Source organism: Patulibacter minatonensis DSM 18081 (genome assembly GCF_000519325.1).
GTDB lineage: Bacteria > Actinomycetota > Thermoleophilia > Solirubrobacterales > Solirubrobacteraceae > Patulibacter > Patulibacter minatonensis.
Genome location: NZ_KI912613.1, coordinates 4,390,102 through 4,404,090 on the forward strand (window position 1 = coordinate 4,390,102; position 13,989 = coordinate 4,404,090).

Annotated in this window: 14 protein-coding genes and 1 riboswitch; of the genes, 6 read left to right on the top strand and 8 right to left on the bottom strand. The window is 73.2% G+C overall.

The window, feature by feature from the left end; genetic code table 11:
• Positions 1–83: 83 nt before the first annotated feature.
• Positions 84–806: a ferritin-like domain-containing protein gene (locus PATMI_RS32050; protein ID WP_051472097.1), complete on the bottom strand. Its 723-nt coding sequence runs from the start codon at positions 804–806 to the stop codon at positions 84–86.
• A gap of 329 nt (positions 807–1,135) precedes the next feature.
• On the opposite strand from PATMI_RS32050, the gene PATMI_RS0120495 reads away from it, so the two are divergent.
• A complete protein-coding gene (locus PATMI_RS0120495) occupies positions 1,136–1,750 on the top strand; it encodes a malonic semialdehyde reductase (RefSeq protein ID WP_026912240.1) in 615 nt (204 codons plus the stop codon).
• Positions 1,751–1,785: 35 nt separating this feature from the next.
• Here the strand turns inward: PATMI_RS0120495 and serA are convergent, their stop codons facing one another.
• Entirely contained in the window at positions 1,786–3,399 is a 1,614-nt protein-coding gene (serA, locus tag PATMI_RS0120500) for a phosphoglycerate dehydrogenase (RefSeq protein ID WP_026912241.1), read from the bottom strand.
• Positions 3,400–3,414: 15 nt separating this feature from the next.
• A complete protein-coding gene (gene serC / locus PATMI_RS0120505) occupies positions 3,415–4,581 on the bottom strand; it encodes a phosphoserine transaminase (RefSeq protein WP_026912242.1) in 1,167 nt (388 codons plus the stop codon).
• A gap of 25 nt (positions 4,582–4,606) precedes the next feature.
• A riboswitch (ZMP/ZTP riboswitch) is annotated at positions 4,607–4,691 on the bottom strand.
• Between the two features lie 116 nt (positions 4,692–4,807).
• Here serC and PATMI_RS0120510 point away from each other — a divergent pair.
• Together PATMI_RS0120510 and PATMI_RS0120515 are read left to right on the top strand one after the other, a co-directional pair.
• On the top strand, positions 4,808–6,286 hold the full coding sequence (locus PATMI_RS0120510) for a carboxypeptidase M32 (protein WP_026912243.1): 1,479 nt from the start codon (positions 4,808–4,810) through the stop codon (positions 6,284–6,286).
• Complete coding sequence (locus tag PATMI_RS0120515; protein ID WP_211241767.1) at positions 6,283–6,819, top strand: NADPH-dependent FMN reductase; 537 nt, start codon at positions 6,283–6,285, stop codon at positions 6,817–6,819. The genes PATMI_RS0120510 and PATMI_RS0120515 overlap by 4 nt, the downstream gene beginning before the upstream one ends.
• Before the next feature lie 30 nt (positions 6,820–6,849).
• Here the strand turns inward: PATMI_RS0120515 and PATMI_RS0120520 are convergent, their stop codons facing one another.
• Positions 6,850–7,314 carry a DUF1579 family protein gene (locus tag PATMI_RS0120520; RefSeq protein ID WP_026912245.1) on the bottom strand — a complete coding sequence of 155 codons (465 nt, stop codon included), beginning with the start codon at positions 7,312–7,314 and terminating at the stop codon, positions 6,850–6,852.
• A 45-nt stretch (positions 7,315–7,359) separates the two neighbouring features.
• Between PATMI_RS0120520 and PATMI_RS0120525 the strand changes: the two genes are divergently transcribed.
• A complete protein-coding gene (locus tag PATMI_RS0120525; RefSeq protein ID WP_036726208.1) occupies positions 7,360–7,794 on the top strand; it encodes a MarR family winged helix-turn-helix transcriptional regulator in 435 nt (144 codons plus the stop codon).
• Positions 7,795–7,862: 68 nt separating this feature from the next.
• Here the strand turns inward: PATMI_RS0120525 and ilvC are convergent, their stop codons facing one another.
• The 4 genes from ilvC to PATMI_RS0120545 all read right to left on the bottom strand — a co-directional run bounded on the left by ilvC (position 7,863) and on the right by PATMI_RS0120545 (position 11,895).
• Positions 7,863–8,864, bottom strand: coding sequence for a ketol-acid reductoisomerase (gene ilvC / locus PATMI_RS0120530; RefSeq protein WP_026912247.1), 1,002 nt, complete (start codon positions 8,862–8,864; stop codon positions 7,863–7,865).
• A gap of 152 nt (positions 8,865–9,016) precedes the next feature.
• Positions 9,017–9,904, bottom strand: a complete 888-nt coding sequence (locus PATMI_RS32055; RefSeq protein ID WP_051472098.1) for a class I SAM-dependent methyltransferase — start codon at positions 9,902–9,904, stop codon at positions 9,017–9,019.
• A 49-nt stretch (positions 9,905–9,953) separates the two neighbouring features.
• Positions 9,954–10,502: a DUF1707 domain-containing protein gene (locus tag PATMI_RS35180; protein ID WP_051472099.1), complete on the bottom strand. Its 549-nt coding sequence runs from the start codon at positions 10,500–10,502 to the stop codon at positions 9,954–9,956.
• A gap of 49 nt (positions 10,503–10,551) precedes the next feature.
• Positions 10,552–11,895 carry a class I adenylate-forming enzyme family protein gene (locus tag PATMI_RS0120545; RefSeq protein ID WP_051472100.1) on the bottom strand — a complete coding sequence of 448 codons (1,344 nt, stop codon included), beginning with the start codon at positions 11,893–11,895 and terminating at the stop codon, positions 10,552–10,554.
• A gap of 203 nt (positions 11,896–12,098) precedes the next feature.
• On the opposite strand from PATMI_RS0120545, the gene menB reads away from it, so the two are divergent.
• Positions 12,099–12,983 carry a 1,4-dihydroxy-2-naphthoyl-CoA synthase gene (gene menB / locus PATMI_RS0120550; RefSeq protein WP_026912249.1) on the top strand — a complete coding sequence of 295 codons (885 nt, stop codon included), beginning with the start codon at positions 12,099–12,101 and terminating at the stop codon, positions 12,981–12,983.
• Positions 12,980–13,921 carry a 1,4-dihydroxy-2-naphthoate polyprenyltransferase gene (locus PATMI_RS0120555; protein WP_026912250.1) on the top strand — a complete coding sequence of 314 codons (942 nt, stop codon included), beginning with the start codon at positions 12,980–12,982 and terminating at the stop codon, positions 13,919–13,921. Before menB ends, PATMI_RS0120555 begins: the two co-directional genes overlap by 4 nt.
• Positions 13,922–13,989: the final 68 nt, after the last annotated feature.

The following is a 13,989-nucleotide window of genomic DNA, read 5'->3' on the forward strand; positions in this document are numbered from 1 at the left end:
CGCCGGAGCGATCGGGGCCCGTCGGACCACCCGGATGCCGTCCCCGTGCGGGAACGGCATCGTCGTGGACGTCGCTGGTGCGACTAGATCTTGCTCTTGTCGAAGCTCTTGACGAGCTTCGTGGAACCGACGACCTTCAGGACCTGACCCTGCGTGCGGGCCTTGTCGAACGAGACCGGGGCCGGGAGGGCCGAGGTCTTCGCCGTGTTGACGTCCGACGGGAGCAGCAGGGTCCGGATCCAGGCAGCGTGACGCGCCTCGACCGAGTGGATCTGCAGGGCGGCGACGACGAAGCCCTTGGTCTTCAGGTTCGGGCCCTGGCCGGCGTACGCCGACACGCCCGTGTCCTCGAGCGCCTGGGCGGTCGCGGCGAAGTTCTCGACCGAGATCGCCGTCTTGACGGCGTCCGTGTTCAGCGTCGGGACGCCGATCGCGGACTTGCCGAGGCCCTTCTTGAGGAAGTCGACGTGCGCCTTCTCGTGGGCGCGGACGACCGCGGCGAACTGCTTGAGCGGCTCGGACGCGAACGTGCCCTGCTTGACGGCGGCGTCGTAGAAGCTGAACTCGAGGTACTCGAGGAGCAGCGCGTAGTTCAGGATCTTGACGTCGTTCTTGAGCGACTTCTTCTTCGTCGAGATCGTCGCGTCTGCGATCGACGGGAGGCCGAAGATGCCCAGGCCGACGGCACCGGCGCCGGCGAGCGCGCCGTTGCGGAGGAACGTGCTCCGGTCCACGCCGGCGTCCTCGGCGATCTGGCGGACGTCGCCGGACTTGTCGAGCTCGTTGAGGTTGATCTGCTGCGACACAGGTGGTCTCCTGAAATCGGGGTTGTCGGGCACCGCCGCGCGGCCCCCGGGGTTCTCGTGGGTGGGAACGACGCGGTCTGCGGATCGGATGCACCACGGAGACGAAGTCGCCGCATCTGCCCGGAACCGACCGCCATGGCCCACCTCCTCACCGGCCCCTCCCGCCTCGCCACGGGTCGGGGACAGCCCGCAGCGGTTACCCGCACGAGGCACCCGGAAACCCGGCCTCCCCGATCCACCGGGGCCGCGTCGGTCGGGCCGTGCGAAGACGCCGGCATGCGACACCCCCCGATTCGGACTATGGTCCGTTTCTGCGCTACGCTGGGCCCATGAGCTCCCCGTCGTCCCCGACCGACCTCCTCGCGCTCTCCTCCGAGGCGCAGCGGCTCCTCTTCAGCGAGGCCCGCACGGCCAACACCTTCACCGACGAGCCGGTGACCGACGACCAGATCCGCGCGATCTACGAGCTGGTGAAGTGGGCGCCGTCGGCGGCCAACACGCAGCCGCTGCGCGTCGTGGTCGTCCGGTCGGAAGCGGCGAGGGCCCGGCTGCTGCCGCTGATGAGCAAGGGCAACCGCGACAAGACCGCGAGCGCGCCCGTCACGGCGATCCTCGCGGCCGACACCCGCTTCTTCGAGCACTGGGACCGCCTGCTGCCGTACAAGCAGGGAGGCGGCGCGTCGTTCGAGGGCTCGCCCGACGCCGAGCCGATGGCGCGCTTCAACGGCGCGCTGCAGGCCGGCTACTTCCTGCTCGGCGTCCGCGCCGCCGGCCTCGCCGCGGGCCCGATGGCCGGGTTCGACAAGGCCGGCGTCGACGCCGAGTTCTTCCCCGACGGGCGCGAGCGCTCGCTCCTCGTCGTGAACATCGGGCGCCCGGGTCAGGACGCCTGGTTCGACCGCCTGCCGCGCTTGGAGCACGACGAGGTCGTCACGACGCTGTAGAGCGGGTCCCGGCCGGCCGGCCGGGACCCTCCGCCCTACAGGGTGACGGTGCGGCCGTCCTCGATCCCATCCAGGGCGAGGATCTGCTGCAGGGTGTCGTTCCAGACGGGCTGGTCCGTCGTGATCAGCATCACCGCGTGGGCGCCGCGGGTGCCCTCGGCGTCCTGGTGGTAGCCGACGGCGGCCTGTTCGATGTTGACGTCCTTCTCCCCCAGGAACTGCCCGATCCGGCCGACCATGCCGGGCTGGTCGGCGTAGCGGAGGATCAGGAGGTTGCCGTCGAGCTGGAGGTTGAAGCGCTGGCCCCAGGCCTCGAGCAGGTACGGGCGGTCCTGCCGGCCGAGCGTCGTGCCGACGACGCGGTGGCGCTCGCCGCCGGAGACGACCGTCACGCGCACGAGGTCGGTGAAGTCGCGCGCCTGGCTGCGCGTCGTCTCCGCGATCTCGATGCCGCGCTCCTTGGCGATGCCCGGAGCGTTGACGTCGTTGACGTGCTCCTCGGTGCGGCCCTGGAGGACGCCGCGCAGGACGGCGAGGGACAGCGGGCGCACGTCGCGCTCGCCGATCCGGCCGAGCGCCTCGACCTCGATCCGCTCGACGGACGAGCCGCCGGCGAGCTCGACCGCGATGCGCCCGAGGCTGACGGCGAGCGGGACGAACGGCGTGAGGACCTCGAGGTCCTCCTTGCCGACGGCCGGCGCGTTGACCGCGGTGGTCACCGTCCCGCCGGAGAGGGCCGCGACGATCTGCTCGGCGGCCTGGAACCCGGCGCGGTCGTTGGCCTCGGCCGTCGACGCGCCGAGGTGCGGCGTGAGGATGACGTTGTCGTAGCCGCGGAGGATGTGGTCCGTCTCGGGCTCGGACGCGTACACGTCGAGCGCCGCGCCGCCGACGCGACCGTCGTCGAGGGCGACCTTCAGGGCCTCCTCGTCGATCAGGCCGCCGCGCGCGACGTTGAGGACGCGCACGCCCTCCTTCGTCTTCGTGAACGCCTCGGTGCCGAGCCAACCGGTGGTCTCCGGCGTCTTGGGCAGGTGGATCGTGATGAAGTCGGCGACGGCGTAGATCGCGTCGGAGTCCTCGGCCTTCTCGACGCCCATCTCCTTGTACCGCTCGGCGGAGACGTAGGGGTCGTACGCGATGACGTTCATCGCGAGGCCCTTGGCGCGCTCGGCGACGAGCTGACCGATGCGGCCGAAGCCGATGACGCCGAGGGTCTTGCCGTAGAGCTCGACGCCGGAGAGCTTCGAGCGCTCCCACTTGCCGGCGTGCATGCCGGCGTTCGCTCGCGGGATGTTGCGGGCCAGGGACATCATCAGCGCGACCGTGTGCTCGGCGGCGGTGACGACGTTGGACTGCGGCGCGTTGACGACGATGATCCCGCGCTTCGTCGCGGCGGCGATGTCGACGTTGTCGACGCCGACGCCGGCACGGCCGATGACCTTGAGGTTCGAAGCCGTCTCGATCAGCTCGGGCGTGAACGTCGTCGCCGAGCGGATCAGGACGCCGTCGTACTCGGGGAGCTTCTGCAGGAACGTCTCGTCGTCCCAGTCGATGCCGAGGTCGACCTCGAAGCCGGCCTCCTTCAGGGCCTCGATGCCGGACGGGCCGACCTTCTCCTTGACCAGGACCTTGGGGGTGGTGCTCATGTTCTGTTCTCCGTCTCAGGCGGTCTGGCGCTCGACGACGAAGTCGATGGCCTGGGTGAGGCGCTCGACGTCGGACGTCTCGATCGCCGGGAAGGTCGCGACGCGCAGCTGGTTGCGGCCGAGCTTGCGGTACGGCTCGACGTCGACGATGCCGTTGGCGCGCAGCGTCTTGGCGACCTGGATGGCGTCGATCGCGTCGTCGAAGTCGATCGTCGCCACGACAGCCGAACGGTGCGCGGGGTCCGCGACGAACGGGGTCGCGAAGCTCGAGGCCTCGGCCCACGCGTAGAGGTGCCCGGACGACGCGGCGCTGCGTCCCGCGGCCCAGTCGAGGCCGCCGTGCTCGTTGAACCAGTCGATCTGCTCGGCCATGAGGAGCAGCGTGCCCAGCGCGGGCGTGTTGTAGGTCTGCTCCTTGCGCGAGTTGTCCAGCACGGTCTTCAGGTCGAAGAACGCGGGGACCCAGCGGTCGCTCGCGGCGATCTTCTCGATGCGCTTGATCGCGGCGGGCGAGAACAGGCCGAACCAGATGCCGCCGTCGGAGGCGAAGCACTTCTGCGGCGCGAAGTAGTAGACGTCGGTCTGCGACACGTCGACCGGCAGGCCGCCGGCACCCGAGGTGGCGTCGATCAGGACGAGCGCGTCGCCGGCGTTCTCCGGACGGACGACGGGCGTCTGCACGCCGGTCGAGGTCTCGTTGTGGGCCCAGCCGACGACGTCGAACTGCTGGCCCGCCAGCGCGGCTTCGACGGTCTCGAGGCTCGCGGTGGTGCCGGGCTCGGCGTCGATCACGAGCGGGTCCTCGAGGAACGGCGCGTCCTTGTTCGCCTTCGCGAACTTCGAGGAGAACTCGCCGTTGACGAGGGCCGCGGCGCGCTGGTCGACCAGGCCGAACGTGGCGGCGTCCCAGAACGCGGTCGTGCCGCCGTTGCTCAGCAGGACCTCGTGGCCCTCGGGGAGGGAGAACAGCTGCTTTAGGCCCGCGCGGACGCGGCCGACGGTGTCCTTGACCGGGGCCTGGCGGTGCGAGGTGCCGATGATCGGCGCGCCGTCGGCGGCGCGGGCGGCGGCCAAGGCGGTGAGCTGCTCGGGGCGGACCTTCGAGGGCCCGCAGCCGAAGCGGCCGTCGACCGGCTTCAGGTCGTCGGGGATCTCGATGGTGGTGCTGCTGGGTCCGGTCATGCTGCTCCTCGGAAGTCGGGAGGGAGTCGGGTGCCCAGGCGCGCGGCGGTATGCGCCATCGCTCCCCGGTGGTCAGTTCCACCTGATGGGCGCCAGTCGCGACGGCGCGGCCGAGTCTACAAGAGGACCACGGACCCCCTCCGTGCGAGGGGTCCGGATTCACGACCCGGTCACGGGGTTGCGCAGGAGTTCGCCCGGCGTCCGCCGGAACCGACACGATGGGGCCGTGACCGACGCCGCGATCGACGCCCTCCGCACGCACCTCGCCGAGGTCGCGGACCTCCACCACGCCGCGATGCTGATGGGCTGGGACCAGCAGACCCACATGCCCCCGCGAGGCGCGCAGGGCCGGGGCCAGGCCGGCGGGACGCTGGAGCGGCTCGCCCACGAGCGGACCGCCGACCCGGCCCTCGGGACGCTGCTCGACGGCGCCGAGTCCGCGGGCGAGGCCCCCGGGCTGATCCGCGCGGTGCGCGAGGACCACGAGCGCGCCGCGCGCGTCCCCGGCGCGCTGGTCGCCGAGATGGCCGAGGTCGCGGCGGAGGCGCAGGGCGTCTGGGAGGCCGCGCGGAAGGCCGACGACTTCGCGTCGTTCGCGCCGCTGCTGCGCCGCCACGTCGACCTCTGCCGGCAGTACGCGGCGTGCTTCCCCGAGGTCGAGCACCCCTACGACGCGCTGATGCAGCGCTTCGAGCCCGGCGCGACGACGAGCACCGTGCGCGCGGCGTTCGCGGAGCTCCGCGAGGGCCTCGTGCCGCTGATCTCCGCAATCGCCGCGAAGCCCGATCCCGGCGAGCTCGCCGGCCCGTTCCCGGTCGCCGACCAGCGCACGCTCGCGCTCGAGATCGCCCGCTCGATGGGCTACGAGGACGCAGCGTGGCGGATCGACGAGGCCGCCCACCCGTTCATGGCGAGCATGGGTCGGCAGGACGTCCGGATCACCACGAAGGAGGACGAGTCGACGCTCGCGATCGGCCTCTTCGGCGTCCTCCACGAGACGGGGCACGGGCTCTACGAGGCGGGCATCGCGCCGGAGTGGGACCGCACGACGGTCGGCACCGGCACGTCGCTCGGCGTCCACGAGTCGCAGAGCCGCATGTGGGAGAACATGGTCGGCCGCTCGCGCCCGCTGTGGACCCGCTGGCTCCCGCGCGCGAAGGAGCTGTTCCCGGGCCCGCTCGAGGGCCTCGAGGTCGACGACCTCCTGCGGCGCATCAACGCGGTCCGCCCGTCGCTGATCCGCGTCGACGCCGACGAGGCGACGTACTGCCTCCACGTCCTGCTGCGCTTCGAGCTCGAGGTCGAGCTGTTCGAGGGCGCGCTGGAGGTCGACGACCTGCCGGCCGCCTGGAACGCTCGCATGCGCGAGTACCTGGGCGTCGACGTCCCGTCCGACGCCGACGGCGTGCTCCAGGACGTCCACTGGGCGCACGGCGTCTTCGGGTACTTCCCGACCTACGCGCTCGGCACGATGATCGCCGCGCAGCTCTGGGAGGCCGCGCACGTCGCGATCCCCGACCTCGACCGCCGCATCGAGGACGGCGACCTCGGGACGCTCCGCGAGTGGCTGCGCGAGCACGTCCACCGGTACGGACGCACGCGCACGGGCGACGAGATCCTGCACGACGTCACGGGCCGCGGCCTCGATCCGGCCCCGCTGCTGCGGTACCTGAACGACAAGTACGGCGCGCTCTACGACCTGTGAGCCCCGTGCGGATCCTGCTGCTGTCCGGCAGCACCCGGTCGGCGTCGACGAACACCGCGCTGCTGCGGGCGGCGGCCGAGGTCGCCCCCGTAGACGTCGAGCCCGTCCTCTGGACGGACCTCATGGCCCTGCCGCACTTTGACCCCGACGACGACGTCGAGCCGCTGCCGGCCGCGGTCGCCCGGATGCGCGGGGCGATCGCGGACTCCGGCGCGGTCCTCGTGTGCACCCCGGAGTACGCGGGTGCGCTCCCGGGGTCGTTCAAGAACCTCCTGGACTGGACCGTCGGCGGGACGGAGACGAGCGCCAAGCCCTTCGGCTGGATCAACGCCTCCGGCCGGCCGGGTGGCGCTGCGGGCGCCCACGACGAGCTGCGCACCGTCCTGACCTACACCGACGCGCGGATCGTCCCGGAGGCCTGCCGCGCGATCCCCGTCCAGCGCGCCGACGTCGTCGACGGGGTCGTCGTCGTGGAGCCCGTGCGGGCGGCCACGGCGGAGGTCCTCCGGGCGCTGGCCGCGGCGGCCGCCTGACCGCCGCGACCACGACCGCAGGCAGGTGGCTCAGACCCGACGGTACGTCGCCTCCACGAGCTCCGCGAACCCCGATTCGCCGGCGAGCCGGACGGCGATCGTCTGCCGGAGCTCGCCCGGGGTCGCCAGGTCGAAGGTCGTCCGGTTCGTGCCGCGTGACGTCGTGCGCTCCAGCGTCAGGACGTCGCCGACCGCGGTCCCGCGCGCGGGCTGAAGCGGCGGATGCCCGATCGAGTCCAGCCACCACCAGAGGACGCCGTCGCCGTCGGGGTCCGCGGTCAGGAGCCCGTGGCCCTCGAGCGTCACCACCCCGTCGCGCCGCTGCTCGTACTCCTGGACGAGTCCGCGACCGCCGGCGACCGGCCGGAACCCCAGAGCGGCGTCGGCCTCGCCGGCCGCCGCCCAGGGCGACGCCGCGAGGGCCTCGCGCCCGTGCCAGTCACCGACCAGCGCGGCGAGGACGGGGTGGTCGGGACGGGACGCGGTCGAGCTCATTCATTGGAGTACACCAAAGATTGGTCAGCACCATAGGATCATGGCGTGTCGCCCTCTCCCACCCCGCCCGCGTCGCTGCTGCAATCGACGACCTACCGGCTCTCGGCGGCCGGGCGGGCGTCCCGCGCATCGGCGGTGGCCGCGCTCGCGCGGGAGGAGCTGCGGCTCGACCACGTCGCGGCGCTCGCGGTCCTCACCGAGGGCGAACCGCCGTCCCAGCGGTCCCTCGGGGACCGCCTCGCGAAGGACCCGGGCGACGTCGTCCGCCTGGTCGACGAGCTCGAGCGCCGGGGCTGGGCGACGCGGAGCCGCGACCCCGCGGACCGCCGGCGCTCGCTGGTCGGACCGACCGCGGACGGTGAGGACGTGCTGCGACGCGCGATGGCGCTCCTGGCGGCCGACGAGGACGAGGTCCTCGCGCCGCTCACCGCGAAGGAGCGCCGGACCCTCCACGCGCTCCTCGAGCGCCTGGACCCCTGAGAACGACGAAGGCCCCGCCGGAGCGGGGCCTTCGGGACTGCGTCGGCCGAACGCGTCGGCCGCGGGGCTCACCCCTGCGCAAAGCCCGAGTCGTCGATCCAGTCCATCTTGGAGCGGAGCTCCTTGCCCGTCTTCTCGATCTGGAGCGCGGCCTGCTCCTCGCGGAGCCGGTTGAAGTTCTCGTTGCCGGCGCGGTGCTCGGCGATGAACTCGCGGGCGAAGTCGCCGTCCTGGATCTCCTTGAGGATCTTCTGCATCTCCTTCTTCGTCTCCGCGTTGACGACGCGCGGACCACGGGTCAGGTCGCCGTACTCGGCGGTGTTGGAGATCGAGTACCGCATGCCGGCGAGACCCTTCTCGTACATCAGGTCGACGATGAGCTTGAGCTCGTGGAGGACCTCGAAGTACGCCATCTCGGGCGAGTAGCCGGCCTCGGTGAGGACCTCGAAGCCGGTCTGCACGAGCGCCGAGGCACCGCCGCAGAGGACGGCCTGCTCGCCGAACAGGTCGGTCTCGGTCTCGTCCTTGAACGTCGTCTCGATGACGCCGCCGCGGGTGCAGCCGATGCCCTTGGCGTACGCCAGGGCGAGCTCGCGGGCGTTGCCCGTGGCGTTCTGGTGCACGGCGATGAGGCCGGGGACGCCGGAGCCCTCGAGGTACTGGCGGCGGACCAGGTGGCCCGGGCCCTTGGGGGCGGCGAGCGCGACGTCGACGTCCTCCGGCGGGGTGACCTCGCCGTAGAGGATCGAGAAGCCGTGGCCGAAGAGGACCAGGTTGCCGGAGGAGATGCCCTGGGCGACGTGGTTCTCCCACACGTCGCGGTGCTGCTCGTCCGGGGTCAGGATCTGGACGATGTCGCCCTTCTGGGCGGCGTCCTCGATCGACAGGACCTCGAGGCCGGCGTCCTGCGCCTTCTTGATCGAGGAGCTGCCCTCGCGGAGACCGACGACGACGGAGACCCCGGAGTCCTTGAGGTTCTGCGCGTGGGCGTGGCCCTGGGAGCCGAACCCGATGATGGCGACGGTCTTGCCGTCGAGCAGCGTCAGGTCTGCGTCGTCGTCGTAAAACATGCCCGCGATACTACGCGCGGCCCCGCGGTGGGCGCGGTCCGCCCGTACGGCATCCCATCCGAGCGTGCCGCATCCCGCGCGGACGGGCCCGACGATCCTGCCGCCCTCCGCGTCGGTCGGCGAGCAGCTCGACCGGCGCGGTTCCCTCCGGTTCAGGCGTCGGCGCCGGCGACGAGCACGGCCCCGGGGAGCGCGATCGCGCCGTCGGGGCCGTCCGGATCCGGGAAGGCCGAGAACGCCTCCTCGATCTCCGCGTGGACGGCGGCGCGCTCGTCCGCCGGGACGTCCGCGAGCGCGGTGGTCGCGCGGTCGGAGAACGCCAGGAAGTTCTCCCGCGCGGCCGCGGCGCTCGGCGAGCGGAACGCGACGTCGAGGCGGACGATCTCCGGCAGGACGAACCCCGTGCCGCCGAGGAGCTCGTCGAGCCGGTCGCGCGACGACAGGGAGAACGGCCCGGGCTCGACGCTGTCGGGCGACCACGGCTCGGTCAGCCCCCGGTCGGCGAGGAGCGTCGTCCCGAGCCCCAGCCACGGGTTGTCCTCCACGCGGTCCCAGACCGCGAGCGCGATCCGGCCGCCCGGGCGCAGCACGCGGCGGGCGTCGCGCAGGGCGGTCTCGGGGTCGGGCACGAGCATGTAGCCGAAGCGGACGAGGATGCCGTCGACCGACGCGGCGGGCATGTCCAGCCACTCGAGCTCCATCGGCGACACGTCGACGTTGACGATGCCGCGCTCGGCGGCGTGGCGCTTGGCGGCCTCGACCATCGCCTCGGCCCCGTCGCTGAGGATCACCTTGCCGCCCGGATGGACGAGCTCGGCCGCCAGGAGGCCGGTGTCGCCGAGCCCCGCGGCGGCCTCCAGGACGACGTGCCCCGGCTGCGGGTTCAAGAGCTCGATCATCGCGTGCGAGACCGGCGCGGCCGCGGCCTGGAACCAGTCGCGGCGCTCCTCCCACACCGGCGCCGAACGCTCCCAGCGCTCGCGCGAGGTGGCCCGGAGGTCGTCGGGCGTCGGGGTGGGGTCCGGTGCGGCGGCGCTCACCAGGACATCGTCGCAGGCGCCGGTCGGCCCGCCACGCCCGAGCGCCCCGTCAGCGGCGCCGGCCGTGACGGCCGTGGTGGTGGCGGTGCGGCCGGTGCGGGTCGTGGTACTCGCGGCGCTCGCGCCGCTCCTCCGCCCGCTCGAGCTCGCGGACGGGATCGCCACCGGGGCCGAGGCCGCGCCACCACGTCGCCCCCACCCCGACCCCGGTCCCGAGGATCACCCACATCGGCCAGAAGTAGTCCGCGCCGGTCAGCGCCCAGATCACCACGCAGAGCGCGCTGATCGCGGCCGCCCCGCCGCCGCGCTGGACCAGGTGGGCCTGCAGCTCGGCTCGCGCCTCGAGGTCGACGGGGCGCTCCGGAGACGCCGGGGCCTCCGCGAGCACCGGCAGGTCCGCCGTCAGCTCCTCGAGCTCCCCGACCGTCCGCGCCGCGTAGGTGCCGGAGAGCCGGTCGTCGAGCTCGTCCGGGTCGAGTCGCCCCTCCGCGGTGTGGCGCCGGAGCTGGTCGGCGACCCGCTCGCGGTCGGCGTCGGACGCCCGGAGCGCCGGGACGGGCGCGTCGTCGGGACGGGGGGCGTCGCCGGGACCGGGCATCGACCGGGACCCTACCCGCGGGAGACGCGGATCTCGACCGGGGCCCCGGTCACGTGAGCTGCCGGCGCAGCAGCTTGCCCGACGGGGTCCGCGGCAGGTCGTCGACGACCTCGATCTCCCGCGGGACCTGGTGCCGGAGGAGTTGCGCGCCGGCGGCCGCCCGGAGCGCGGCGACGTCGACCTCCCGTCCGGGCGCCGGGACGACGCGCGCGCAGACCCGCTCGCCCCACTCCCGGTCCGGTCGCCCGAAGACGGCGGCCTCGGTCACCGACGGATCGGTCTCGAGCACGCGCTCGACCTCGAGCGGCAGCACGTTCTCGCCGCCCGTGATGATCGTGTCGCTGCTGCGCCCGACGATGCGCAGGTGGCCGCGCTCGTCGAGGACCCCGAGGTCCCCGGTGTGCAGGAGCCCGTCGTCCGCGACCGCGGCGCGGCTGACCGTCGGCCCGGAGACGAGGACCTCCCCCGTCACGCCGGGCGCGGTGGTCGGCGTCCCGTCGGCCGCGGTGATCGCCACGCGCGTGCAGAACAGCGGAGCGCCGAGGGTCGCGATCTGGCTGGTGGTCTCGCTCATCCCGTAGGTCGGCGCGACCGGGATCCCCGCCTCGGCGGCCTCCTCGAGCATGCCGCCGGGGATCGACGCGCCGCCGAGCAGGACCCAGCGCAGCGCCATCCGATCCGTGCGGTGGAGCCCCGCGTCGAGCAGCCGGCGCAGGGTCGTCGGGACGACGGAGACGACGGTCGGCGGCGGCCCCTCCTCCGGGAGCCGCCCGGAGAGCGACGCGAGGACCCGCTCGGTGTCCCACCCCCCGTGGACGACGGCGGTCGTCCCGGCGATCGCGCTGCGCAGCAGCACGCTGAGCCCGCCGACGTGGTTCAGGGGCAGGGCGCAGAGCCACCGCTCGCCGGGCGGGCACCCGAGCGTCGCAGCGGAGCCCAGTGCGCTCCAGAGCCAGTTGCCGTAGGTCAGCGGGATCGGCTTGGCCGGTCCGCTCGTCCCGCTCGTGTGGACGACGATCGCGACGGCGTCGAGGTCGTGCTCGTCGCGCAGGTCGGCGGCGGCGTCGGGGCCGGGGAGCCCGTCGACCGCGGCGGCGTCCAGCCGCAGCACCGCCCGGGACAGCCGCCGGTCGACCTCGGCGACCGGGAGCCGCGGGTCGAGCGGCACGACCACCGCACCGATCCGCAGGAGCGCGTGGAGCACGGTCACGAACGGCCGCCCCGGCGGGAGCAGCACGCCGACCTCCGCGTCCGGGCGGGCCCCGGCCGCCCAGAGCCGACGGGCGAGCAGGTCGGTGTCGCGCAGCAGCTCCGCGTAGGTCACGTCCAGGAGCGCCTCGTGCTCCGGCCGGCGGCGGGCGGAGCGCAGGAGCCAGGACTCGACGGACGACACGCCCTCGAGGCTATCCGGGCGCCCGGGTCGCCCCCGTGACGCCCGAGGGGTACGGCGTCCGCCGGCTCGTCGGCCCGGCCGCCCCCGTCCCGGCCGTGCTCCCCGCACGGTGGGCCGCGACAGGCCCGCGGCCCGGTCGCCCGCCGTCCGGACCGCGTGCGGACTAGCCTTCCCGACGGCCGTACGGAGAACCGAGGAGCACCGTGACCGTCACCTGGAACGCCCCCGCGGGCAGCGACTACACCGACATCCGCTACGAGGTCTCCTCGGGCGACGGCGACAACCCGTCCGACAAGGGCGGGATCGCGAAGATCACGATCGACCGCCCCCAGGTCCGCAACGCGTTCCGCCCGCAGACGCTGATCGAGGTCGGGCACGCGCTCGACCTCGCGCGCGAGGACCCGCGCGTCGGCGTCATCGTGCTGACCGGCGAGGGCCCGCTGGCGTTCTGCTCCGGCGGCGACCAGCAGGTCCGCGGCGACTCCGGCTACCTGACGGACCCGGACAACCCGGACCGCCAGCCGTCGGGCGCGTCGGTCGGCCGCTTCCACGTCACGGACCTCCAGGTCCAGATGCGACGCCTGCCCAAGCCGATCGTCGCGATGGTCGCCGGGTACGCGATCGGCGGCGGCCACGTGCTGCATCTCTGCTGCGACCTGACGATCGCCGCCGACAACGCCCGCTTCGGCCAGACGGGCCCGAAGGTCGGCTCGTTCGACGGCGGCTTCGGCGCCGCGGTCCTCTCCGACCTCGTCGGTCCGAAGAAGGCCAAGGAGATCTGGTTCCTCTGCCGCCAGTACTCGGCGAAGGAGGCGCTCGACATGGGGCTCATCAACACCGTCGTCCCGCTGGAGCGGCTCGAGGAGGAGACCGTCGCCTGGTGCGACGAGATGCTCGCGAACTCGCCGTTCGCCCTGCGCCTGCTGAAGGCGAGCTTCAACGCGAACGAGGACGGCTATGCCGGCCTGCAGCAGCTGGCGCACGACACGAACCTGCTCTTCTACGGGTCGGAGGAGGCCCAGGAGGGCCGCGACGCCTACAAGCAGAAGCGCCGCCCCGACTTCGGCCAGTTCCCGCGCCGCGCATGAGCACCCACGCCGACCATTTCGGCGGCGACGGATCCGGTCCGTCGGCGCCGCGCCCGAGCCCCGTCCGCATCTGGGTCCTCGCGGCGCGCCCGAAGACGCTGCCGGTGGGCCTGGCTCCGGTGCTCGTCGGCACCGCGCTGGCGATCCAGCAGGACGCGTTCCGGCTGGGACCGTTCATCGCGGCGCTGCTCGGGGCGCTCTTCATCCAGGTCGGCGCGAACCTCGCCAACGACTACTCCGACGCCCGACGCGGCGCCGACACCGACGACCGGCTCGGTCCGCTCCGCGTCACCGCGGGCGACCTCGTCCCCCCGCGCCAGGTGCTCCTCGCGACGTACCTGACGTTCGGCGTCGCGGTGCTCTGCGGGGCCTACCTGATCGTGGTCGCGGGCTGGATCATCCTCGCGATCGGCGCGGCGTCGATCGTCGCCGGGCTGCTCTACACCGGCGGGCCGCGTCCGTACGGCTACGCCGGACTCGGGGAGCTCTTCGTCTTCCTCTTCTTCGGCCTCGTCGCGGTCACCGGCACCCACTACGCGCTGACCGAGCACTTCGACGGCACCGCGCTCGCGCTCGCCGTCCCCGTCGGCCTGATGGCGGCCGCGGTGCTCGTCGTCAACAACGTCCGCGACATCGACACCGACCGGCGGGCGAACAAGAACACGCTCGCCGTCCGCCTGGGGCGAACGCGCACCCGGGTGCTGTACGCCGCGATGCACGTCGCGGCGTACGTCGTGACCGCGGTCGTCGGCGCGGTCGACCCCGACCTCACGCTCTGGTTGCTCGTCGTGCTGGTCGTCTCCCCGCTGTCTGTCCGCCTGTCGCGGACGGTCGCCACCCACACCGACGGCCCGACGCTGAACGGCGCGCTCGCGGGCACGGGACAGCTCGAGCTCTTCTTCTGCGTGCTGCTGTCGGCGGGCATCCTGCTGTCCTGAGGACCACCCCGGGACGCCCCGCTCCCGGGCTCCGCGTGCGCCCTCCCGGCGTCCGCGGAGCGCCCCGG